Here is a 21,520-nt window from a genome sequence, read left to right as displayed (position 1 = left end):
TCCTTTCGATGAGGGCGAGGCGAAGCGATCATGCTAGCACAGCGCGATCCGCGCTGCGCGCGTGCGGGCTATTCGTTTTCGAGAGCGGCGATCTTCTCGACGCGACCTGCATGACGACCGCCGCCGAAGGAGGTGGAGACGAAAGCGTCGAGGATCTCGCGGTTCACGGACTCGTCGATGAAGCGACCCGAGACGGCTACGACGTTCGCGTCGTTGTGCTCGCGCGCGAGGGCGGCGAACAGCGGACTGGTGACGTTGGCGGCGCGGATCCCGTCGATCTTGTTGGCGGCCACGGCCATGCCGATGCCCGTGCCGCACACGAGCACGCCGCGCTCGGCCATGCCGTCGACCACATCGTGCGCCACGCGCGCCGCATAGTCGGGATAGTCGACGCGGTCGTCGCAGTCGGGGCCGCGGTCGATCACGTCGTGGCCCTTGGAGGCCAGGTAGCCGACCAGCGCCTGCTTCTGCTCGAAGCCCGCATGGTCGCTTGCAATGCTGATCTTCATGTGAGGTTCCCTTCCTCTTCTCTTTCGTCACGTGACGGCTGGCGCCGCACGGGATCTTTCCCTAAAGGACTGGCTTTGCGTCGGAACTTCGCTCCTTCGGCGCTCCGCTCAGGATGACAGGGCGTCCGACATCGTGCGCTTCACGGCGCGAGCCCAGCCTTCCAGCAGCTTCGCGTGGCGCTCGTCCTCCATGCCCGGCTCGTACACGTCGTCCGAAGAGCGTAGGGCGCACAGGGCTTCCGCGTCCTTCCAGAACCCGGTGGCGAGCCCTGCGAGGAACGCGGCGCCGAGCGCGGTCGTCTCGGCATTCTGCGGGCGGCGCAGCGGCGTGCGCAAGATATCGCTTTGGAACTGCATGAGAAAATCGTTCGCGGACGCGCCGCCGTCCACGTTGAGCACGCTCAAGCGCACCCCCGCGTCGGCCTCCATAGCCACCGCGAGGTCGTGCACTTGGTAGGCCAGCGACTCCAGCGCGGCGCGCACGATGTGCGCCCGGCCGGTTCCGCGCGTGAGCCCGTAGATGGCGCCGCGCGCATCGGCGTCCCAATAGGGTGCGCCCAAGCCGGTGAACGCGGGCACCACGTACACGCCGTCGGTGCTGCTCACGCTACGGGCGATGGCCGAGGTCTCGGCCACGTCGTCGATGACGCCCATGTCGTCGCGCAGCCACTGCATGAGCGCGCCGGCCATGAACACGCTGCCCTCGAGCGCGTACTCGGGGCCGGCACCCGGACCCGAGGCGGCGATGGTGGTGATGAGGTTGTTCGTGGAGCGGCACGCTTCGCCGCCGGTGTGCATGAGCAGGAAGCAGCCGGTGCCGTACGTGTTCTTCGCCTGGCCCGGCTGGAAGCAGCACTGTCCGAACAGAGCCGCCTGCTGGTCGCCCGCCACGCCGCAGATGGGCACGTTCGGCACGATGCCCGCGGAAGCCGTGCGGCCGAACTCCCCCGACGAAGGGAGCACCTCGGGAAGCAGGGACTCCGGGATGCCGAACAGGTCGAGCAGCCACGGATCCCAGCGCAGCTCGTGGATGTTGTACAGCATGGTGCGGCTGGCGTTCGTCACGTCGGTGGCGTGTACCTTGCCCTGGGTGAGCGTCCAGATGAGCCACGTGTCGACGGTGCCGAAGGCCAGCTTGCCGGCTTCGGCGTCTTCGCGCGCGCCTTCCACGTGGTCGAGGATCCACTTGATCTTGCTGGCGGAGAAGTAGGCGTCGGGCACGAGGCCCGTCTTGTCGGCGATGATGCGCGCCGTCTGCGGGTCGGCCGTCAGCTCGTCGATGATGGGGGCCGTGCGGCGGCACTGCCACACGATGGCGTTCATCACGGGCTCCCCCGTTTCGCGGTTCCACACCACGGTGGTCTCGCGCTGGTTCGTGATGCCGATGCTGTCGATGTCCTTTGCGCCCAGGTTGTGCGCCACCAGAAGCTCGGTGAGCGCGCCCAGCTGCGACGACAGGATGTCGCGCGGGTCGTGCTCCACCCAGCCGGGCTGGGGGTAGACTTGCGGGAACGGGTTCTGCACCGCATCGACGACGCATCCGTTCGCGTCGACGAGCATGGCGCGCGACGAGGTGGTACCCTGGTCGAGCGCTACGACGTACTTTGGCATGCATGCTCCTCAATCCAACCGACCACCTCAGTATAAACCTGAGCCCGCCCCGGTTCGTTGAGGATTTCGTGGCGCATGCCCTCGTACAGCTTCACCTCCACATCCCGCACACCGGCGCGGCGCAACAGGTCGGCCGCCGCACGCACGCCCTTGCCGCACGCGCCCACCGGGTCCTCGGCGCCGGCGACGAACAGCACGGGCAATCCCTTCGGCACCTTCGCCGCGCACGACGGCGACACCACCTCGCCCGTGAGGTCGGTGAGCGTGGCGTAGCCGCCGACGGAGAACATGGCGCCGCACAGCTCGTCGGCGATGTAGGCGTCCACGACGGCCGGATCGGTGCAGACCCAGTCGTGCGGCGTGCGCGGGTTCTCGATCTGCTTGGCGAACGCGCCCACGCCCATGCCGTCCAGAAGCTTGCTGCGGTAGTCGGCGCCCTTCGTCTTCGCGAGGAAGCGCGCCAGCGCGTTGCCCGCCTTCGACAGGACGAGGGGCTGTTGGCCCGTGCCGCAGATGACGGCCGCCGCCACGTCCTCGCCGTGGCGCGCCAGGTAGGCGCGCGTGACGAAGCTTCCCATGGAATGGCCGAACATGATGTAAGGGGTTTGGCGGGAGTAGCGGGCGGTGACGGTCTTGCGCAGTTCGTGGACGTCCTCGATGAGCGTCTCCTTGCCGTCGACGGGCAGGCAGCCAAGCTCGTCTGCGCTGGCCACGCTCTTGCCGTGGCCGATGTGATCGGCGGCGCACACCACGAAGCCCTGTTCCACGAGGAAGCGCGCGAACTCGTCGTAGCGGCCCACATGCTCCACCATGCCGTGGACGATCTGAATGACGCCGCGCGGCGCGACACGGCGGCTGCCCCTCGTGCGCTCGGGCTCCCACACGAGGCCTTTGATGGTGGACGTTCCGTCATGAGACAAAAAGCCGATCGGCGCGACTGCGACCGTTGTATCCATACAAATCCCCTCCCCAGGAGTTTTCAACCATTATACCCAAGCGCGGCTCGCTCGGAGGGAAGCGTTACGCGAACGTCGACGCCGAGCCGGGCGCGTTCGGCAAGGCGGAAGGCTCAAGGAGGCTTGAGGAGGCGAGGGAAACGAGGGTGGAGCTTGGGAGCCGTCGCCTTGCTGGCACAGATTCACCGTTATGCACGATTTTTTCCTGATGCGAAAAATCTGACCTGGGGTTTTATGCGCACGCACTGAAATCATGCGCCGAAAATCGTGCGGTGAATCTGTGCCAAAAAAGAGGGGCGTGTGGGCAGGGAGGGCGGATGCGGAGAGCGCGCCGACCGCCGCGGCGGCGGCCGAGAGACTACCTCACCGCGCGGATATCGGCTTCAGCGACGGCGCCTTCGCGGAGAATGCGCGGGGGGTTTACGGTGCAGTCGAGGACGGTGGACGCCACGCCGCTCTTATCGTCGTCGGTGTCGTCGGGCACCACCACGCCGACGCGAGCGGCGAGGCGGGGGTCGAGCGCGTCGAAGGCCCCCGGCGCTTGCAGACCCGAGATGTTCGCGGACGTGGTGGCCAGCGGGCAGCCGACCGCCTCGATGAGCTCGAGGGCCGTATCGTTGTCGGGCATGCGCAGGCCGATGGAGCCCGCCGCCGAGCGGAAGGCCGCAGGCACGGCGTCGCCGGCTTCCACGATAAGCGTGAGGGGGCCCGGCCAGTACGCTCGTGCCAGACGTCGGGCCAGGTCGGGCACGTGCGCTCCGTAGCGATCGAGGTCGTCGACGCCGCCCACGAGCCAGGAGACGGGCTTGCCGCGGTCGCGCTCCTTCAGATCGTAGAGCGCCTCGGGGCTCGCCGCCGCCTCGACGGACACGCCCAGGCCGTACACCGTCTCGGTGGGAAAGATGACCGCCTCGCCGCGCTTGAGGGCGGCGACGGCTTCGCGCTTCGAGCTGGACAGTGGCGGCATGGGAGCTCCCTTCTTCGATGATCGGGAGGCATTGTAGCACGCGCACGGCCGCCGCGCCGCAATCGGCGGCATCCGTCAGATCAGCGCGTACTTCCTCTTGATGCGCTCGAGCTTTTTCCGCCAGGGAACGTAGAGCGCCGCGAGGAACACGACGGTGGCCACGCCATGCGTCGCGTCGAACGGCAGCGCGGCGCCGAACGCGACGAGCGCGGCCGGCCAGGAGAACGGCTGCACGAAGCCGATGACGTACCACCCGTTCAGCAGCAGGCCGTACAGCAGGGCCGACAGGAACCCGTAAGCGTACAGCACGGGCAGCCGGTCGAGCCAGCCACGGTCGGCCAGGACGCCGGCCAGGTAGCCTACGAGGCCCCAAGCGTACATCTGCCACGGCGTCCACGGCCCTTGGCCGAAGAAGAAGTTGGACACGAGCGCCGCGAGCGCGCCCACCAGAAAGCCGCTGCGGCGGCCGAACACGGCTCCCGCGAGGATGCAGATGGCCGACACCGGCTTGAAGTCGGGAACGGGAGCGAACAGCATGCGACCTGCCGCCGCAAGAGCCGCCAACACCACGGTCGGCATGATCTGGCGCAACGCCGGGCGCGAGGCCTCGAAGCTGGCGAAGAACACGCCCACCGCCGCGAAGGCCACGACCACGGTGAGCAGCGCGCCCTGCTCCACCTGGAAGTACGCGCACACGCCCAGCACGAGAGGCACGGCGGCGAGCGCCGGCACCTCGAGCAGCGCGAGGAGGCGCGCCGCCGCGCGGGAAGGCGGGCGCGTCACGAGCGTTCCTCGCGCCACAGCCGGGAGAACGCATCCTCGGTCGGGCGGTAGAACAGGTTGCCCGCGAAGAACGCGGCGGCCGGCTCGGTGCACACGGCCTCCCCGTCGAACAGCATGGTGGCGGCATCGGCGACGAGCGCGGCGAACGTCAGGTCGTGCGTGGCGAGGACGACGGTCGCCCCGGCCTGCGCGAGATCGCGCAGGGTGCGGGCGACCAGCAGCTTCGACGGCGCGTCGAGCCCCTTCGTCGGCTCGTCGAGCAGCAGCAGGTCGGGATCGGCCAGCAGCAGCTTCGCGAACGCGAGCAACTGCTGCTGGCCGCCCGACAGATCATAAGGATGGTTGGAGACGCGCGCGTCCAGACCGAAGCGCGCGAGAACGCCATCGATCGCAGCGTTGTCGTAGCCGCAGTTCGCCTGCCACTCGCGCAGCTCCTCGGCCACCGTATCGCACACGAAGAGGGTTTTCGGATCCTGCGGGAGCAGCGCCTGGCGCGCGGCCAGGCAGTTCTCAACGCGGCCGCGCTCCGGCTTGACGACCCCGGCGATGGCACGCAGCAGCGTGGACTTGCCGCAGCCGTTGCCGCCTACGACGGCGTGGATGCTGCCGGCGGTGACGCGCAGATCGCAGCCGCGCAGAACCCAGTCGGCATCGCGTGCGTAGCGCAGATGGATGTCGTGCAACGAGACGGCGTATGCGGCTTCATCATCCTGAGCGGAGGCGGGCGCCACCGGGACGGATTCGGAACGACGGAGGGCCGACACCCCGGCGCGCGGTTCGAAGCGGCGGATCAGCGTGCCCTCTCGCAGCTCCACCATGTCCGTCGCGTACTCGGCCATCGCCTCGGGGGCGTGGGTGGCCACGACGACGGTGATGCCCAGCTCGCGGTTCACGCGAAACAGAGCGTGCAGGAAGTTCTTCTCGGCCACGGGATCGAGCTGGGCGGTGGGCTCGTCAAGCAGCAGCAGGCGCGGCTGCATCGCCAGCGTGCCGGCCAACGTGGTCATCTGCTTCTGGCCGCCCGACAGCTCGGCGACGGAGCGGCGGAACCACGGCTCTATGCCGAAGAAGTGAGCGACCTCGGCCACGCGGCGGCGCATCTCGTCCTGTTCCACGCCGAGGTTCTCCAGCCCGAACGCCAGCTCGTGCCACACGCTGTCGCACACGATCTGGTTCTCGGGACTCTGCGCCACGTAACCCACCGTCGCGGCGGCCTCGCGCGCATCCAGCTTTTCCACGGATCGTCCGAACACCTGCAGCGAGCCCGCGCGCGCTCCAACCGGCGCGATGGCCGGCTTGCAGCTACCGAGCAGCGTGGTCTTGCCGCTGCCCGTGGCGCCCACCAGAAGCTGGAACGCGCCCTCCTCCACCGCCCAATCGAGCGGGCCGATGCCGGCCGTCGACTCAGGGTAGCGAAACGAGAAACCGCGCGCCTCGATCGCCTTCACGCTCGCCATCTCAGATGCTCCTTCGCGGTGATCGCAAGCGGCAGGCACGCGAACAGCGCGTACGGCAGATAGTTCCACCAAGGCGCGAGCCCGCCGATCGTCGGATAGAAACGGAATTGCGCGCATGCCGCCCAGGCGGCGGCTGCGGCCAGCAACGCGAGCGCGCCGCCGAAGACGAGCGCCGCGGCGTCGAAGCGACGGAACCGGTAGCGCGCGTACGTGGTGCGCCGCGCGGCGGCCCCCCAGCCGCGCGCCTTCATGGCGCCGGCCGTCTCGAGCGAGTCTTCCATGCCCCAGCCCATGAGCACCGAAGTCCTCCGCAGGTAGCCGCGCATGACAGCGAGCTTCCCTGCGGGCTCCTCGGCAGGGCGCGCCGCCGTGCACGCGCGCTCCACGTCGGCGATGCCGTTGCCGCGCCGCACGAACTGCGGCACGAGGCGCGCCGTCATCGACAGCATGAGGCCTATCGTGGGCGCGACGCCGCCGAACAGCGTCATGACCTTGTCGGACGTGAGCACCTGGGAGGCGTTCGAGAACAACACGATCACGCTGATCAGCATGATGCCCATGCATGCGCCGTACACGAAGCTCTCCAGGTAGAACGCGCGCAGCCCGAGGCGGAACAACTCGGTGGAGCCGGACGCCGAGAACAGCGGGTTCGCCAGCGCGACGACGGCGACGAGGGGCAGCTGCCAGAGAAGCGAGCGACCCGTCGCCCGCCAACCGCACAGCACCGCGCTGTAGGAGAGCACGCTTGCAAGCGAGATGGCCAAGTAGACCGGCTGCATCGCCGTCATGCTGAGCGCGAACATGACGGCGAAGTAGCCGAACGCCACGACGGGATGGAACAGGTCGAACGCCGTGCGCTTCATACGAGGCGCGCCCCTAGGCGTGCACCGTTTGGAAGATCGAGATCACCACGAGCACGGCGAAGAAGATCGCCAATGCAGCCATGATCTTGGCCACTTTCGGATTGCTGAACACGGTACCCCACTTTCCTCTAGCCGCACATCTACAGGTCGTTGCCCAAATCGCAGGTGTATATCCACGTAATGTTTTCTCCACCGCTTAGGATATACGAACCGCACCCGTATCCGGGCGACGATCCGTTGACGAAATACAGCCAGCCGCTGCCGGGACCGCAAGCGAATTCCGCAAGGCCGCCGATGGAGCTGACGTAGCCGCTCGACCCGCCCACCGACGCTCCGGTAGCGCAGAGGGCATCGTAGACGGATGCGCCCTGGTTGAGGGTGACCGTGCCGCCGCCCAAGGATGAGGGGTAGCCATTGGACGCGGCGCGGGAGCTGTCGATGTATACCGTCACCGTGACGGTGCTGGGAGCCGAGGGAGCCGGGGCCGGTTCGGGAGCAGGCTCCGGAGCCGGTGCAGCAGCGCCCTCCGACGCGGAAAGGTCGGTGCCCGATGGCGCCTCGCCGGCCGTCGAAGCGGCCGAGCCGTCGGCACCCGCCGCGCCTTCGCCCTCGACGACGGCGCCCGTTTCCCCGTCCGCGCCCTCCGAAGCCTCTTCGGCGGCATCCTTGCGATCGGTCTCGTCGTCCTTCGACGCGTCGTCTCCGTCAGAGGGCGCATCCGTGACGACGCTGGGCATCGGCACCGGATCGGACGGCGCAGGGTTGCCGAGCCATCCGGTGGCGAAGCCCATGCTCGCCACGACGGCGCACAGGGCCACCGCAGCGGCAACGACGCCGGTGGCGAGCAGCGCCTTGCGAGGTCGGCGAGACGAGGGCGCGGACGCCGCCGTTGCGGATGCCCCGCCCACCGAGGCCCCCTCCTCGCCGCGAGGCGCGGAGGGGGCGATGCGGTTGTCGGGCGCTTCGGCCCGCTCACGCGGCTCGAGCGTTTCGACACCCGAGCCGCCGGTCTTCTCGTTCGAATCTTCGCTCATACCGCCGTGATCCTATCGACGCAACGAGAGCTCGTCGGAAACGCGCATGCGCCGCGTGGCGGCGATACCCGCCGCAAGCGCGCCGAGCGCGAGCACCGCGGTACCGGCCGCGAACGGCGCAGAGCCGTCTCCGGTTTTGGCAAGCGCCTTCTTGTCGGCCACAGGCTTGTCAGCAGGAGCGGGAGCACTCTCCTCTTCCTGCTTCTCGGCGGGCAGCCCCGCCTGGCCGAGCTTAGCCTGCGTGTAGATGTTGTACGCGGCACCGGTGTTCTTGAGACCCTGGTAAGCCACCAGCGCCCGGAAGCCCTGCTCGGTGGCGAAATCGTTTACCGAACCCTGGTAGATGAAACCCGAACGATCGGAGGCGGCCTGGGATAGCAGTGCGCTCAACGGCGTGGCACCGCTTTCGGTAGCCCACGACGTGGAAGGGTCGATACCGGCGGCGCACAGAGCGACAACGGCCATCGCGGTGGAATTGGTATTGGTGCCGGAATCAACGCCGATCCCGGTCGCTCCAAAACCCCCATCATCATGCTGCAAACCCTTGAGAGCGTTCAACGCCCTGTTCACGACATTGCGAACGGCTGCATCGTTTGAAGCATAGGGCGAAAGCGCGGTGATCACCATTGCAGTCATATCCGCATCGGCCTTCGATCCACTGTAGGAGAAGCCGCCATCGGAAAGCTGGCTTCCGCACAATACGCTGATCAGAGCATCCTCGGACAGCTTTGCATCGACTGGCACTTCATAGGCATTGCTCGCGTACGCCAGCAGAGTGAACGCCTGGACGTTCACGGGCGATGCCGCCGTCACCTTCTGAGCCATCGCATCCAGCGCATCGTACACGCCACCGCCGTCGGGCACAGAAGTAGCATCGACGCCAACGGCGCTCAACGCGATGATATTGCGCTGAAACGCGGTCGCAGCCGAATCGGGAGCGGGGTTCTTCATGCCCTCAAGTCCAACCGGAATGAACGCGCTCGCCTGAGCCGCCGCCAGGCGTCCCATCGCCGCCATGTCCATGACCTTCCAGGCCTCGGTCGTTCCCTCGTACGAGGCCGCAATGCCGTTCATCAAAGAAGCCATAGCGGACAGATCGATACCATGTGCGATATTGTTGTCGGTGGGCGGATCGATCGCATCGCCAGGATCGGTCGAACCGTCGCCCGCGTCTGCTTTCGCAGGAGGATTCTCAGCGTAGTAGGCCGTCCAGTCCGAAGGAGCCACCGCGGAGGAGAAGGTGTCCCAGCAAAGCTGATAGGACGCACCCTCCTCAAGCTTCACCTGGTCGAACGGGGTGCTCGACGAGACGCCGGCGGCGAACACGGCCCAGAACTGGCCGAGCGAGTAATCGTCGCTGTTCCAGCCCGCAAGCACAGCGCCGTCCTTCGAGGTGATCGAGTTGAGGTACTTCCCGCCGTATGAAGACGAAGAGGCATCATAGCCTTTCAGATCGCCCTTCGCCACGGCTGCGTTCAGGAGGTCCTCCATCGTGAGATCCTCCTTCGCATGCCCGGTGCCGCCGTCGGCTTGGGCCGCCTTGAGCACCTCGTCGAGTGCATACTGCTTGTTGACCCACGCCGGGTACGTCGTCTCCCCCGCATCGTAGTCGGTCTTGCTCCCTGAGGTGACCGTCAGGGTCGCAACCTCGGAAATCGGCAAGCCATCGTCGCCCTTCGCCTGGTCGGCAGGATTCTTCTCGTAATACGCTTTCCAGTCGGACGGAGCGGTCGCCGAAGAATACGAAGCCCAGCAGAATTGGTAGGAATTCCCGCCGACAAGCTTGACCTGGTCGAACGAAGAGTTCGCAAAGCCGCCGTTGTCGAACAGGGACCAATATAGGCCGGCTGAAGAGTCGTCGCTGCTCCAGCCGGCCAGCTTCGCGCCGTCCTTCGAGGTCACGGAGTTGAGGTACTTGCCGTACGAGGACTCCGAGGCGTCGTAAGCCTTGAGGTCGCCCTTCGCCACGGCGGTGTCCAGCAGGTCCTCCATCGTGAGATCGCCCTTGCCGTGTCCGGTGCCGCCCGCGGCCTGGGCCGTCTTCAGCACCTCGCCGAGGGCGTACTGCTTGTTGACCCATGTGGGGTACGTGACCTCGCCCGTGCCGTAGTCGTTCTTGCTGCCGGCGGTGACGGTCAGCGTGACCGTACCGGCGGACGCTTGAGCGTTTTCCGCCCCCGCTGCAGCAGTCTGACCTTCGGCAGTCCAGGCTGCACCGGGCACGAGGCCCAGGCAGAGCGCGACGGCCAGCAAGAGGGCCCAGGCCCGCTGCGCTATCCCCGCACGCGTGCTTGCATGTTCTTTCACTGTCTTCCTTCTCCTTTCGTACGTTCGCTTCGCAGAAGAAAGACAGCAAAACAAAGGCTGCGCGACCTCCCGAGCAGGGAGATCGCGCAGCCCGTATTCGCTACGCAGACAAGCCGAGGGCGCTCGGGCCCGACGGGTAGCGCTCGCGGTAACTCGCCGCTTGCGCACACACGCTTCTCGGTCGGTATTCTGGCTGATCGGCAAGACCGAAACACAGTGGCGGTACCGTGCGGGATTCTCACCCGGCTTCCCACGATCCGAGACGTCTTCTTCATGCTCAAAGCATTCTACCATCTCTTGGGTCGGCGAACGACGCGAACAGGAACGTTTCCGCCGACCGCCGGCATGCCCTCGTCATCCTGAACGGAGGCCGAAGTCGAGGGATCCCGCGAGGAGCCGGCCACGGCCTTTCCCGCTGACGCCGCTCGGGATCCTTCGACTCGCTTCGCTCGCTCAGGATGACAGACTAGGGCCCTCGCCTGCGCCAAGGCGGCGGGGCAGACATCGCTTCTACTGGTAGCGCAGGGACTCCACCGGGTCGAGCTTGGCGGCGCGGCGAGCCGGGTAGTAGCCGAACACGACGCCGATAAGCACGCACACGGCCACGGCGCCGAACACCACGCCCGGCGCGAGCACCGGCGTGACGGTCATGCCCGCCTGCACCGCCCCGATCACCTGGCCCAGCCCGAACGCCGCCAGGAAGCCGAATAGGATGCCGAACGCGCCGCCCGCCACGCACAGCATGATAGCCTCGAGCAAGAACTGCTTCGTGATGTCGCGACGACGCGCCCCGAGCGACTTGCGCAGGCCGATCTCGCGGATGCGCTCGGTGACGTTGGTCAGCATCATGTTCATGATGCCGATGCCGCCCACGAACAGCGAGATGGACGCGACCGAGCCCATGAGCAGCGAGAACGACGTCATCATCGTTTCCATCTGCTTGATGACGGCGTCGAGCGACGACACGTACACGTTCTCGGGCTCCAGATTGAAGTACTGCGCCACAAAGGTCTGCGTCGTCTCGACGAGCCGATCCATGTCGGTGCCCTCGCGCGCGAAGCCGACGATCTGTTGGATGCCGCTCGCATTGCCGATGCGCGTCTCCACCGTGGTGTAAGGCGCGTAGAACGTCCCTCCGCCGCCCATGAAGGACGAGGTTTCCAACACGCCGATCACCGTGTAGTCGTCGTTGCCCAGGCGCACCGTCTTCCCCACCGCCTCGGTGTCGGGGACGCCGAGCATCTGCACGGTCATCTCACCGCCGCCCATCACCACGAGGCGCGCGGCGTTCTGCTCCTCGCTCTCGGTGAAGAAGCGGCCCTCCTTAAGCTTCGTCCCGTTCGCTGTGAAGTAATCGGGACGCGCGCCGATGACCGTGGCGTGGTTTTTCTGGCCGTCGGCCATCGTGATCTCGGCCGATGCGTACGAGGCACCTGTGATGACCTCGTATTCCGGCATCCCCTGCTCCAGCTTGTCCAGGTCGTCGAACGTGATGCCCTGCGGCGAGTAGGCGCTGATGGACACCTGGCGCGCTTGGGACAGCCCCATCTCGCCCATGAGCATGTTCTGCACGCCCGCGATGAGCGAGGTCATGGCGATGACGGCCGCGATGCCGATGACGATACCGAGTATGGTGAGGAACGAACGGCCCTTGTTCGCGGACAGCGCGTGCCAGGTCTCGTAGAACAGATCGCCTATCTTCATGGGCGCGCCCCTTCCCGACCGGCGGCGCTCGGCTGCGGGCCCTCGTACAGCCGCCCGTCGCGGATGTGCACCACGCGGTCGGCGTGGGCGGCCACGTCGGGCTCGTGCGTGATGAGCACGATGGTCTTGCCCGCGTCGCGCAGGCGCTTGAACGTGTTCAGCACCATGTCGCCCGTGGCCGTGTCGAGGTTGCCGGTGGGCTCGTCGGCCAGGATGAGCGCCGGATCGTTCACGAGGGCGCGGGCGATAGCGACGCGCTGCATCTGGCCGCCCGACAGCTCGTTGCTGCGATGGTCGTACAGCCGCTCGTCCAGCGACACGCTGCGTAGCGCCGCGTGCGCTCGCAGCTCGCGCTCCTTGCGCGGGCAGGCCGTGTAGATGAGCGGCAGCACCACGTTGCGCAGCACGGTGGCGCGAGGAAGAAGGTTGAACGACTGGAACACGAAACCCAGGCGCGTGGCGCGGATCTCGGCCAGCTCGTCCTCGCGATAGTCGGCAACGTCGATACCCTCCAGCAGGTAACGGCCGCGCGTGGGCGTGTCGAGGCAGCCAAGCAGGTTCATGAGCGTCGACTTGCCCGATCCCGAGGGTCCCATGATGGCTAGGAACTCGCCTTGCGCCACCGACAGCGTCACGCCGCGCAGGGCATGGGTGTAGCCCGAAGCGCTCTCGTAGATGCGATGCAGGTCGACGGCTTCCACGACGTATCCCATAGCGCTATCCCACCGCAACGGCGGCGGAATCGGCCGAGGCAGCGCCATCGACCGCCATGCCCATGCCGTCCGGCGCGCCGCCCATGCCGCCGCTCACGACCACTTCGTCGCCGGCTTTCACCCGGCCCTTCACGACGGACGTAAGACCGTCGGACGCGACCACCTCGACTTCGCGCATCTCCGTTCCCTGCGTCTCAGGATCGGTGAGCACCATGACGAAACTGCCGCCCGCACCGTCGGACTGCACGGCCGAGATGGGCACCTTGAGCGCGTTCTCGATGGTGGTCGTGGTGATGGTGGCCTTGGCGGTCATGCCGGGCTTGAGGCGCGGGTCGGGTTCGGCGATGAGCAGCTTCACCGCGTACGTGACCGCGCCGCCCATGCCGCCGTACATGGCACCGCCCGCCGCGTCGCCGGAGCCGGCCGATGTGGTGGCGATGCTGACCACAGTGGCGGGCAGCGTGAGGTCGGGGGCCGCGGTGAACGCGACCTCGGCGGTTTGGTCGGCGGTGATCTTGAGGATGTCGATCTCGTTCACGTTGATGGAGACGGTCATCTGCGACAGATCGGCGATCTGCACCGGCGAGGCGGCCGCGTTCGCCGTCGCGCCCAGCGCCTTGCCGGGCTCGATGTTGACCGCGACGACGCTTCCCGCGATGGACGCCGTGACGGTGCGCTTGGCGGCGCGCGCGACGGCCTCGTCATAGGCGCTCTGGGCGTTCTGCAGCGCCAGGTTCGCGCTGCTGAGCGCCAGCTCGGCGTTGCGGATGGCGGAATCGGCGCCGGCCTCGTCGAAGGAGGCGCCCGACGCGTCGGAAGCCGGTGTTGCCGCGCCCGCTTCCTTGGCGGCTGCGGCGGCGGCCTGCGCCTGCTCCTGAGCCCGAGCCGCCGCCTGTTGGCCGGCGGACTTGGCATGGTAGGCGTCGTTCACAGCGTTCTGAGCCTGGGCGACGCCGTTTTTGGCCTCTTCGATGCCCTGGGCAGCCTGCTTCACGGCCTTGTCCAGATCGTCGTTGACCACCGTGAACAGCGTCTGGCCCTCGGCCACCGCATCGCCTTCGGCTACCAGCACCTCCCCCACGATACCGTCAACCTCGGACGTGGCGCTCACCGAGGCGACGGGCTGCAGGTTGCCGGAAGCCGACACCGTTTCGACGAACGTGCCCTGCTCGACGAAGGCCGTCTGCGGCGCCATATTCTCCAGCGCCTTGGCCGCCTGATCGGCGGAATACCAGGCGAACGCGCCGCCCGCCACGGCGAGCACCGCCACCGCGGACACGATGCCCACGACGATCTTGCGTTTGCGCTGCTTCTTGCGCTTCGCCTTGAGATCGTTGAACGCCCGCATGTCGGCGAGCGCCTCGGCGTCGACGAGATCGGTTGGCCTTGGAAAGCTCCCAATTGCATCGAAGGCGCTCGACTGAGCGCTCAAAGGCTCGGCGCCATCCGAGCCCCCCGGACGACGGTTGCTGATCGGATCCATCTACTACCTCCCGTGCGAAAGAAGCGGGGGCGGTTCTCGAGGAACAGCCGTGCCTCAATCATAAGGGGGATCGTAGGAAAAGGGAACCCGCAATCGTCTGTTCGTTTCGTGCTCGCGCCAGACAAGCGTCAACGGCGGCGCGCAAGGCTCACGCGCCGTACAAGGTTGCCGTATACTGAAGCGAAACGACGGGCGGAAGCGAGGAGCGAAGAAGGCATGGGGGATTTCTCCGACAGGGTGTTCGAGGTGGTGCGGCGCATACCGCGCGGGAAGGTGGCCACGTACGGGCAAGTGGGGCGGCTCATCGGAGCGCCGCGGTCGGCGCGCTACGTGGGATATGCGCTGCGCGCGAACCCCGAGCCGGGAGCCGAGGTCAACAGCATCCCCTGCCACCGCGTGGTGTTCAAGGACGGGGGCCTGTGCAAGGGGTTCGCCTTCGGAGGCCCCGAGGTTCAGCGCGAGATGCTGGAAGCGGAAGGGGTCGCGTTCGCCGACGATGCGCACGTGGACATGGGCGCCTGCCTGTGGGACGGCCGCATGGACGACGCCGACGACCCGACGCTGCCCATGGCGCCGCCCGAGGACTTCGATTGGGAACGGGAGCTGGGAGCATGACGATGGAGCAGGGATACGTGCAGGTGTACACCGGCGACGGCAAGGGCAAGACCACGGCTGCCGTCGGATTGGCGATGCGGGCCGCTGCCGCAAACCTGCGCGTGTGCTTCTGCCAGTTCATGAAGTGCGGCCCCACCGGCGAGCTCGACGCGTTTCGCCTGTTCGGCGATCTCATTGCGTGCGAACAGTTCGGAACGGGCGACGAGTTGAGCGCACCCGATGCGACGGCGGACGCGCAGGCGGCGAAGCGGGGCCTGGCCGTCGCGCGCGACATGATGCTGAGCGGCGCGTACGACGTGGTGGTGCTCGACGAGGCGAACGTCGCCGACAGCCTGGGCTATTTCGGGCCCGACGCGCTGGTGGACCTCGTGCTCGAACGGCCCGAGAACGTTGAGCTCGTCGTCACGGGCCGCGGAGCAAGCGACACGCTCACAGCCGTCGCCGACCTCGTCACCGAGATGCGCGAAGTGAAGCACTACTACGAGGAGGGCGTCCTCGCCCGCCGCGGCATCGAGTTCTAGCGATCAGTACAACAGTGCGCCTGTTCGAACATGGTTGAAGTTGACCGAAGCGTGGTTTATGGACTGCGCTGCACGAGCCAAGGCACCGTCCGCCGTCACGACGGCATGCTGCGCATCAACGAGGTGCAGAAGCGAGCAGTCCCCGACGCCCAAATAGCGATACTCGTTTCGATTCGCCGCTACGACGCTCTCGACATATCGCTCGTCGAGGCGGTAGACGGCTCCTTCATCAAGCAGCTCGGCGAGGATGGTCGCTTCACTGGAATTTGCCCCATGCCCGTCTTTTCCGCAAATCAGATTCGAACACTCGGTTATGATGTTGGGTGTGACCAGCAAGCGATCGAAATCGTTCAGAACACCGCAAAGAACGTCGAAGTCCTCCTTGCAGTATTCAGCGACATGCTTCTTTCGTCCCAGCAACCGAGGATCGTTCAAACCCACCACGAGTACGAGCAGCAGGTTTGCGTCGATGATCCCTTTCATGACGCCCGTTACTCGTACGAGACGACTTCGCCGCTATCGTCCGAGATCGTCACCGTCTTGTACGTGCGCAAGTCACGAAGAGGCTCTTGGTTGCCGAACACCATGCCGTTCGCATTGCTCCGGCGGTCGATCTCGCGGACGAATCCGACGCCGATCTCCCAGCAATTATGCGAATCGTCGAAACGCGTCGATTCGATGGCGAATCCCGATCCGCTGAGAAACAAGGCTTTCTCATCCGGCTTCGTGAGCGTTTCCATATCCGCCGTGTAAGCCGCTGCCTTCTTCGCAGCCTCTTTCACATCCATCGCTTGCCCCTCTCGATCCAAAAGAACACTCGATCCCATGACGGCCTCCCTCACTATAGCATCCTCAGCGCACCTGCTCCACGTTCTTAGTATAGAGGGCCCGTCTCACGTTTCGATGGCGCAGATCTAGCGAAAAGCACCACGGAACCTTATGCGGATCCGACGCGAATCCAACGCGGTTTCCACGAAAGCAGCCTTCGTTTCCAACGCGGATTCGACAGGATTCCAACGCGGATCTAGCGCGATTCGAACGCGTCCGCGAGGACGCGGGCCACGCGCAGGCCGTCGCAGGCGGCGCTCATGATGCCGCCGGCATAGCCCGCGCCCTCGCCGCAGGGGTAGAGGCCGCTTTCGGGCGCGTCGTCGGGCGCGCCTTCCACCCGCGCTTGCAGCGCGTCGTCGCGCACGATGCGCACGGGGCTCGAGCTGCGCGTCTCCACGCCGGTCATCACCGCATCCTCGTCCGCGAACCCGCGCAGCCGACGATCGAGCAGGGGCAGGGCCTCGGCGATGGCGTCGGCCGCGAATCCCGGCAGACACTCCCGCAGGTCGCACCAGGCCACGCCGCGCGCGTACGTCGGCCGCACCTTCGCGCTCGCGCCGCCGGCGCGTCCGGCCAGGAAATCTCCCACCGTCTGCGCCGGAGCCTGGTACGCGGCGCCGCCTGCGGCAATGGCCGCGCGATACGCCGCCTGCTCCATGCGGCGCTGCAGCTCGACGCCCGCCAGAGGATGGTCGCTCCCGAAGTCCTCGGGACCCACGCCCACGAGCAGCGCCGCGTTCGCGTTCGATCCGTCGCGCGCGAAACGGCTCATGCCGTTCACAACGACGCCGCCCTCCTCGCTGGCGGCGCACACCACCTCGCCGCCGGGGCACATGCAGAACGTGTAGACGCCGCGCCCGCTCGGCAGGTGCGCGGACAGCTTGTAGTCGGCGGCCCCCAGCGCCGGATGCGCGGCGGCGTCGCCGCACTGCGCCCGGTTCACCGCCTCCTGGGAATGCTCGATGCGCACGCCCACCGAGAACGGCTTCTGCTCCATCGTCACGCCCGCCGCGTGCACGGCCTCGAACGTATCGCGCGCCGAATGCCCGCAGGCCAGCACCACGCGCCGCGCAGCCATCCGCTCCGCCGCGCCCGTGCGCCCGTCGAGCACGTCGACGCCCGTCACCGCGCCGCCCGCGAAACGCACGCCTGCAAGCTGCGCATGGAAGCGCACCTCGCCGCCCGCGTCCTCGATCTGGCGGCGCATCGTGCGCACCACGTCCACCAGCAGATCGGTGCCGATGTGCGGCTTCGCCTGCCAAAGGATCTCCTCGGGCGCGCCGGCGTCCACGAACCAGCGCAGCACGTGGCGCGCCATCGGGTTCTTGATGTTCGTGGTCAGCTTTCCGTCCGAGAACGTGCCCGCGCCGCCCTCGCCGAACTGGATGTTCGTCTGCGGGTCGAGATCGCCGCCCGCCGCGAACGCGTCCACCGCGGCCAGGCGCTCGTCCACGTCGCCGCCGCGCTCGAGCACGAGCGGCCGCAGCCCGGCCCGCGCCAGATAGAGCGCGCAGAACAGCCCGGCCGGGCCCGCGCCCACCACGATCGGGCGCGGCTCGCCGGCATTCGCGGCCGCCGCAGCGCGCAATGGCACGTCCAGCGGCTCGTACGGCTCGTGGCGCTTCACGTGCGTTCCCACGATCGCCCCAGCGCCGCCGCGCGCGATGGCGACCGCAAGCGCTCGCTCTTCGGCCGCCTCGTCGACCAGCTCCACGCCGAGCGTCGCCACGAAATGGACGTCGCGCTTCTTGCGCACGTCCACGCTGCGCTTCACCGTGCGCACCGTGCGCACGTCGCCTTCCGCCACCCCCAGCGCCGCGGCCGCCGCCGCGCGCACGAGCCCCCCGCCCTCGGGCAGCCCCGCGTCAAGCGGCAACTTCACGTTCGAAACCTCAAGCATGATCGACCGCCTCCTTCATCAGGCGCTCGGCGGCAGCGCGACCCGCCAGCATGCCGCTAGCCCACGCCCAATGCAGGTTGTAGCCGCCGCAGGGCGCGTCCACGTCCAGCGCCTCGCCCACCACGTGCAGGCCCGGCATCGTGCGCGACGCGCACGAGCGCGGATCGAACGCCTCCACCGCGAATCCGCCGCGCCGCACCTGGCACTGCCGCGGCTCGCCGACGCCTCGGACCTCGAGCGCGAGTCCTTTGAGCGCTGCCGCGAGCGGCGCGGCATCGCGCTTCCCGAACGGCCCTTCGGCGCGCAGCCCGGCCGCCTTCAGCACGCCGCGACCCACCGCCGGCAGCACCATGCCGCGCAGCACGTCGTCGCCCGTGCACGATCCAGCGCGCGCGAACAGGCGCGATCGGCGCTCTAGCAGCAGCTGCTCGAGCATCGGCGCGTCCATCCGCGGCAGCAGGTCGATGCGCAGCATGTCGCCCGCCTCGGCGAACCTCGACAGGTTGAACACCGCGATGCCCGACACGCCGTAGTCGCGGAACAGCACCTCGCCCTCCTCGCGCGCCTTGGCATCGCCGTCGGGCGACATGAGCGAGATCGCGCAGCGCACGCGGATGTTGTTGAGCGCCTTCACCAGGCGGGAGTCGGTGCGCAGCGGCCCCAGCACCGGGCGCGGCTCCGTCGCCTCGAAGCCCTCGGGCAGCAAGCCGCGCGCCGTGCGACCTCCCGTGGCCACGATGACCGCCTCCGCATGGCGCACCGCTCCGCCGGCGAAACGAACATGAAAGCGATCGCCCGCATGGGACGGCGGATCGATGCGCACCGCCTCGCAGCCGCACAGCTCGCGAGCGCCCGCGTCCCGCGCGCCCGCGCGCAGCACGTCCAGCACGCTGGCAGCCTTGTTCGCCAGCGGGTACAGACGGCCTTCGCCCTCTTCGCGCCACACGAGCCCCAAGCCTGCGAAGAACGCGTGCACCGGATCGGGGCAGACGGCATCGGCGGGAAGGGCCGCGTCCGTCGAGCGGACGGCTTTCTTGCGTCCGGGCTCTTCGCATCCGTCCGCATGCCCGCCCTGAGCGCGCAGCTGGGCCAGCGCCGCGCCGACGAATTCGGCGTTTCGGTAGAGCCCCGCATCGACACGGACGTTCGAGAAGTTGCACCGCCCGTTTCCCGTGGCCAAGATGGAGCGGCCCACGCGCTCGTCGGCCTCGCACACCGTCACCTCGACGGCGTCCGCGCCGCCGTCCGCGCCCACGCGCACGCCGTGCGCACGCAGCGCGTCGGTCGCAGCCACCGCTGCCGCGAGACCCGCCGCGCCGCCGCCTATGATCATCAGTTTCTTCATGCCCGCCATGATACCGCATCGCATGCGCGTTGGGCACGGGCGAAGGCCGATTCTGCGATCTCGCGCGCACGCGCATGGCACAGAATGAACGCTATGCACGATTTCTCGGCACTTTTCTGATTACCGGCGAAAGAAACCCCAGGTCGCAATTTCTCAGGCCAGTGCAGAATCGCGCATAGCGTTCATTCTGTGCCAACAACAGACCGGCCAGACCACACGCTGGAAGAGCCCCGAACGCCGGACAGGCCACACGCTGGTATCGCCCCGAACGCGGCCGGACCACACGCCGGCAGCGCGCCCCGAACGCGAAAGGGCCCCGGCATCTTTCGACACCGGGGCCCTCGCCGTCGCGCTATCCGCGCGCGGCGCTACTTCGATTCCAACACCGGAATGGGCGTCTCGTCCGTCTCCTCGAGGTTCTTGTCCCACACGTAGTGCTTCGTCTCGCGCGCGATCAAGCCCGACAGCAGCAGCACCACGATGATGTTCGGAACGGCCATCAGGGCGTTCGTGATGTCCGAGATGGTCCACACCAAATCGCCGATGCCGATGGCGCCCAAGAACGCCACGACGACGTACAGCACCTGGTAGGGACGGATGGCGCGCTTGCCGAACAGGTACGTGACGCAGCGGTTACCGTAGTACGACCAGCCCAAGATGGTGGTGTAGGCGAACAGGATCATGCCGATGACCAGAATGGGCGTGCCGATGTAGGGAATGGAGGCGAACGCCGCGCTGGTGAGGTCGGCGCCGGCCGAGATCTGGCCGCTCTCCATGATGCCGGGGTTCGCGATCATCGTGGACACCAGCACGATGCCCGTGAGCGCGCAGATGACCACGGTGTCCCAGAACGTGCCCGTCATGGACACGAGCGCCTGGCGCGCCGGGTTGCGCGTGGAGGCGGCGGACGCCACGATGGGCGCCGAGCCCAGGCCCGACTCGTTGGAGAACAGGCCGCGCGCGCAGCCGAACTGCAGCGCCATCATGAGGCCGGAGCCCACGGCGCCGCCGAACGCGGCCTTCGGCGTGAAGGCGCACTCGAAGATCAGGCAGATGGCGGGCCACACGAACTCCCAGTTCATGCCGATGATCACGATGCAGCCCCACGCGTAGGCGATGGCCATGAACGGCACGAGCTTCTCGCACACCTTCGAGATGATCTTGATGCCGCCGAAGATGACCAGGGACACCATGATAACGATGGCCAGGCCGATACCCCAGGTGGGCACGCCGGGTGCGTTCGACGTGATGATGCCGGTCATGGCACTGGACTGCACCGCCGAGCCGATGCCGAACGAGGCGACGGCCGCGAACAGCGCGAACGCGCCCGCTCCCAAGAGGCCCCACCACGGCGCCTTGCCGTCCTTCTCGAACGCGCGGCGCCACGCGTACATTGCGCCGCCCAGCATGTTGCCGTTGTGGTCCTTTACGCGGTACTTCACGGCGGCGAACGTTTCGGAGTACTTCGTGGCCATGCCGAACACGCCGGTCAGCCACATCCACAGCACCGCGCCCGGGCCGCCGGCCAGAATGGCGGTGCCCACGCCCACGATGTTGCCGGTGCCGATGGTGGCCGACAGCGCCGTGGTCAGCGCGCCGAACTGGCTGATGTCACCCGGCGCATCCGGATCCTTCGTCACCGACAGCTTGATAGCCGTGGGCAGCTTGCGCTGGATGAACCCGGTGCGAAACGTCAGGAACAGGTGCGATCCCAGCAAAAGCACGATCATCGGAGGACCCCACACGAAGGCGTCGATGTCGCTGATGAACTGGATGATATCCATGCACATCCCCTCTCTTCTCTTGTACAACGAATCCCCTTGCGAGAGAAAGAGCCTGCGCCGAAGCAGATTCCGGACGCCTCCGGCACACGACGAAGCCGTTTCGGCAGAGGTACTTTCGCACGCTAAAGTAGTCGGAT

At 67.3% G+C, this 21,520-nt stretch carries 19 protein-coding genes and 1 riboswitch; of the genes, 2 read left to right on the top strand and 17 right to left on the bottom strand.

Translation table 11 applies throughout. The annotated features are described in order from the left end of the window. Window positions 1-68: 68 nt before the first annotated feature. From rpiB to GT613_RS06125, 12 genes are all read right to left on the bottom strand, one after another. Window positions 69-509, bottom strand: a complete 441-nt coding sequence (rpiB, locus tag GT613_RS06180; protein ID WP_009304831.1) for a ribose 5-phosphate isomerase B — start codon at window positions 507-509, stop codon at window positions 69-71. A gap of 108 nt (window positions 510-617) precedes the next feature. Next, window positions 618-2,120, bottom strand: a complete 1,503-nt coding sequence (glpK, locus tag GT613_RS06175; RefSeq protein WP_009304832.1) for a glycerol kinase GlpK — start codon at window positions 2,118-2,120, stop codon at window positions 618-620. Next, the gene (locus GT613_RS06170; RefSeq protein ID WP_009304833.1) at window positions 2,102-3,076 is read right to left on the bottom strand and encodes an alpha/beta hydrolase; all 975 of its coding nucleotides are present in this window, start codon (window positions 3,074-3,076) and stop codon (window positions 2,102-2,104) included. The genes glpK and GT613_RS06170 overlap by 19 nt, the downstream gene beginning before the upstream one ends. A gap of 358 nt (window positions 3,077-3,434) precedes the next feature. Continuing rightward, window positions 3,435-4,043, bottom strand: a complete 609-nt coding sequence (locus tag GT613_RS06165) for an L-threonylcarbamoyladenylate synthase (protein ID WP_009608844.1) — start codon at window positions 4,041-4,043, stop codon at window positions 3,435-3,437. 75 nt (window positions 4,044-4,118) lie between these two features. After that, window positions 4,119-4,826: an ECF transporter S component gene (locus GT613_RS06160; RefSeq protein WP_009304835.1), complete on the bottom strand. Its 708-nt coding sequence runs from the start codon at window positions 4,824-4,826 to the stop codon at window positions 4,119-4,121. Beyond that, window positions 4,823-6,283: an ABC transporter ATP-binding protein gene (locus GT613_RS06155; protein WP_009304836.1), complete on the bottom strand. Its 1,461-nt coding sequence runs from the start codon at window positions 6,281-6,283 to the stop codon at window positions 4,823-4,825. Before GT613_RS06155 ends, GT613_RS06160 begins: the two co-directional genes overlap by 4 nt. Then, window positions 6,271-7,146, bottom strand: a complete 876-nt coding sequence (locus tag GT613_RS06150; RefSeq protein WP_009608817.1) for an energy-coupling factor transporter transmembrane component T — start codon at window positions 7,144-7,146, stop codon at window positions 6,271-6,273. The genes GT613_RS06155 and GT613_RS06150 overlap by 13 nt, the downstream gene beginning before the upstream one ends. Before the next feature lie 140 nt (window positions 7,147-7,286). Then, the gene (locus tag GT613_RS06145) at window positions 7,287-8,180 is read right to left on the bottom strand and encodes a DUF4430 domain-containing protein (RefSeq protein WP_009304840.1); all 894 of its coding nucleotides are present in this window, start codon (window positions 8,178-8,180) and stop codon (window positions 7,287-7,289) included. A gap of 12 nt (window positions 8,181-8,192) precedes the next feature. Next, on the bottom strand, window positions 8,193-10,487 hold the full coding sequence (locus tag GT613_RS06140; protein WP_161172560.1) for a prenyltransferase/squalene oxidase repeat-containing protein: 2,295 nt from the start codon (window positions 10,485-10,487) through the stop codon (window positions 8,193-8,195). Between the two features lie 161 nt (window positions 10,488-10,648). Then, window positions 10,649-10,764, bottom strand: a riboswitch (cobalamin riboswitch). Between the two features lie 233 nt (window positions 10,765-10,997). Continuing rightward, the gene (locus tag GT613_RS06135; RefSeq protein WP_009304842.1) at window positions 10,998-12,191 is read right to left on the bottom strand and encodes an ABC transporter permease; all 1,194 of its coding nucleotides are present in this window, start codon (window positions 12,189-12,191) and stop codon (window positions 10,998-11,000) included. Then, window positions 12,188-12,904 carry an ABC transporter ATP-binding protein gene (locus tag GT613_RS06130; protein ID WP_009304843.1) on the bottom strand — a complete coding sequence of 239 codons (717 nt, stop codon included), beginning with the start codon at window positions 12,902-12,904 and terminating at the stop codon, window positions 12,188-12,190. Before GT613_RS06130 ends, GT613_RS06135 begins: the two co-directional genes overlap by 4 nt. A 4-nt stretch (window positions 12,905-12,908) precedes the next feature. Beyond that, window positions 12,909-14,387 carry an efflux RND transporter periplasmic adaptor subunit gene (locus tag GT613_RS06125; protein ID WP_009304844.1) on the bottom strand — a complete coding sequence of 493 codons (1,479 nt, stop codon included), beginning with the start codon at window positions 14,385-14,387 and terminating at the stop codon, window positions 12,909-12,911. 216 nt (window positions 14,388-14,603) lie between these two features. Here GT613_RS06125 and GT613_RS06120 point away from each other — a divergent pair, with 216 nt between their 5' ends. Together GT613_RS06120 and GT613_RS06115 are read left to right on the top strand one after the other, a co-directional pair. Continuing rightward, window positions 14,604-15,002 (top strand): MGMT family protein, encoded by a 399-nt coding sequence (locus tag GT613_RS06120; RefSeq protein WP_009304845.1) that lies wholly within the window; start codon window positions 14,604-14,606, stop codon window positions 15,000-15,002. After that, window positions 14,999-15,523, top strand: coding sequence for a cob(I)yrinic acid a,c-diamide adenosyltransferase (locus tag GT613_RS06115; RefSeq protein WP_009608901.1), 525 nt, complete (start codon window positions 14,999-15,001; stop codon window positions 15,521-15,523). The genes GT613_RS06120 and GT613_RS06115 overlap by 4 nt, the downstream gene beginning before the upstream one ends. Window positions 15,524-15,526: 3 nt before the next feature. Here the strand turns inward: GT613_RS06115 and GT613_RS06110 are convergent, their stop codons facing one another. From GT613_RS06110 to GT613_RS06090, 5 genes are all read right to left on the bottom strand, one after another. Then, a complete protein-coding gene (locus tag GT613_RS06110) occupies window positions 15,527-16,006 on the bottom strand; it encodes a hypothetical protein (RefSeq protein WP_009304847.1) in 480 nt (159 codons plus the stop codon). Between the two features lie 8 nt (window positions 16,007-16,014). Continuing rightward, window positions 16,015-16,311: a hypothetical protein gene (locus GT613_RS06105; RefSeq protein ID WP_009304848.1), complete on the bottom strand. Its 297-nt coding sequence runs from the start codon at window positions 16,309-16,311 to the stop codon at window positions 16,015-16,017. 236 nt (window positions 16,312-16,547) lie between these two features. After that, window positions 16,548-18,254 carry an NAD(P)/FAD-dependent oxidoreductase gene (locus GT613_RS06100; RefSeq protein WP_009608825.1) on the bottom strand — a complete coding sequence of 569 codons (1,707 nt, stop codon included), beginning with the start codon at window positions 18,252-18,254 and terminating at the stop codon, window positions 16,548-16,550. Further along, window positions 18,247-19,599 carry an NAD(P)/FAD-dependent oxidoreductase gene (locus tag GT613_RS06095; RefSeq protein ID WP_226844080.1) on the bottom strand — a complete coding sequence of 451 codons (1,353 nt, stop codon included), beginning with the start codon at window positions 19,597-19,599 and terminating at the stop codon, window positions 18,247-18,249. The genes GT613_RS06100 and GT613_RS06095 overlap by 8 nt, the downstream gene beginning before the upstream one ends. Window positions 19,600-19,967: 368 nt before the next feature. Next, entirely contained in the window at window positions 19,968-21,383 is a 1,416-nt protein-coding gene (locus GT613_RS06090; RefSeq protein WP_009304850.1) for a sodium:alanine symporter family protein, read from the bottom strand. Window positions 21,384-21,520: the final 137 nt, after the last annotated feature.

The organism is Eggerthella sp. BIOML-A4, assembly GCF_009875575.1.
Lineage (GTDB): Bacteria > Actinomycetota > Coriobacteriia > Coriobacteriales > Eggerthellaceae > Eggerthella > Eggerthella lenta.
This window is presented reverse-complemented; position numbering and strand designations above follow the sequence as displayed.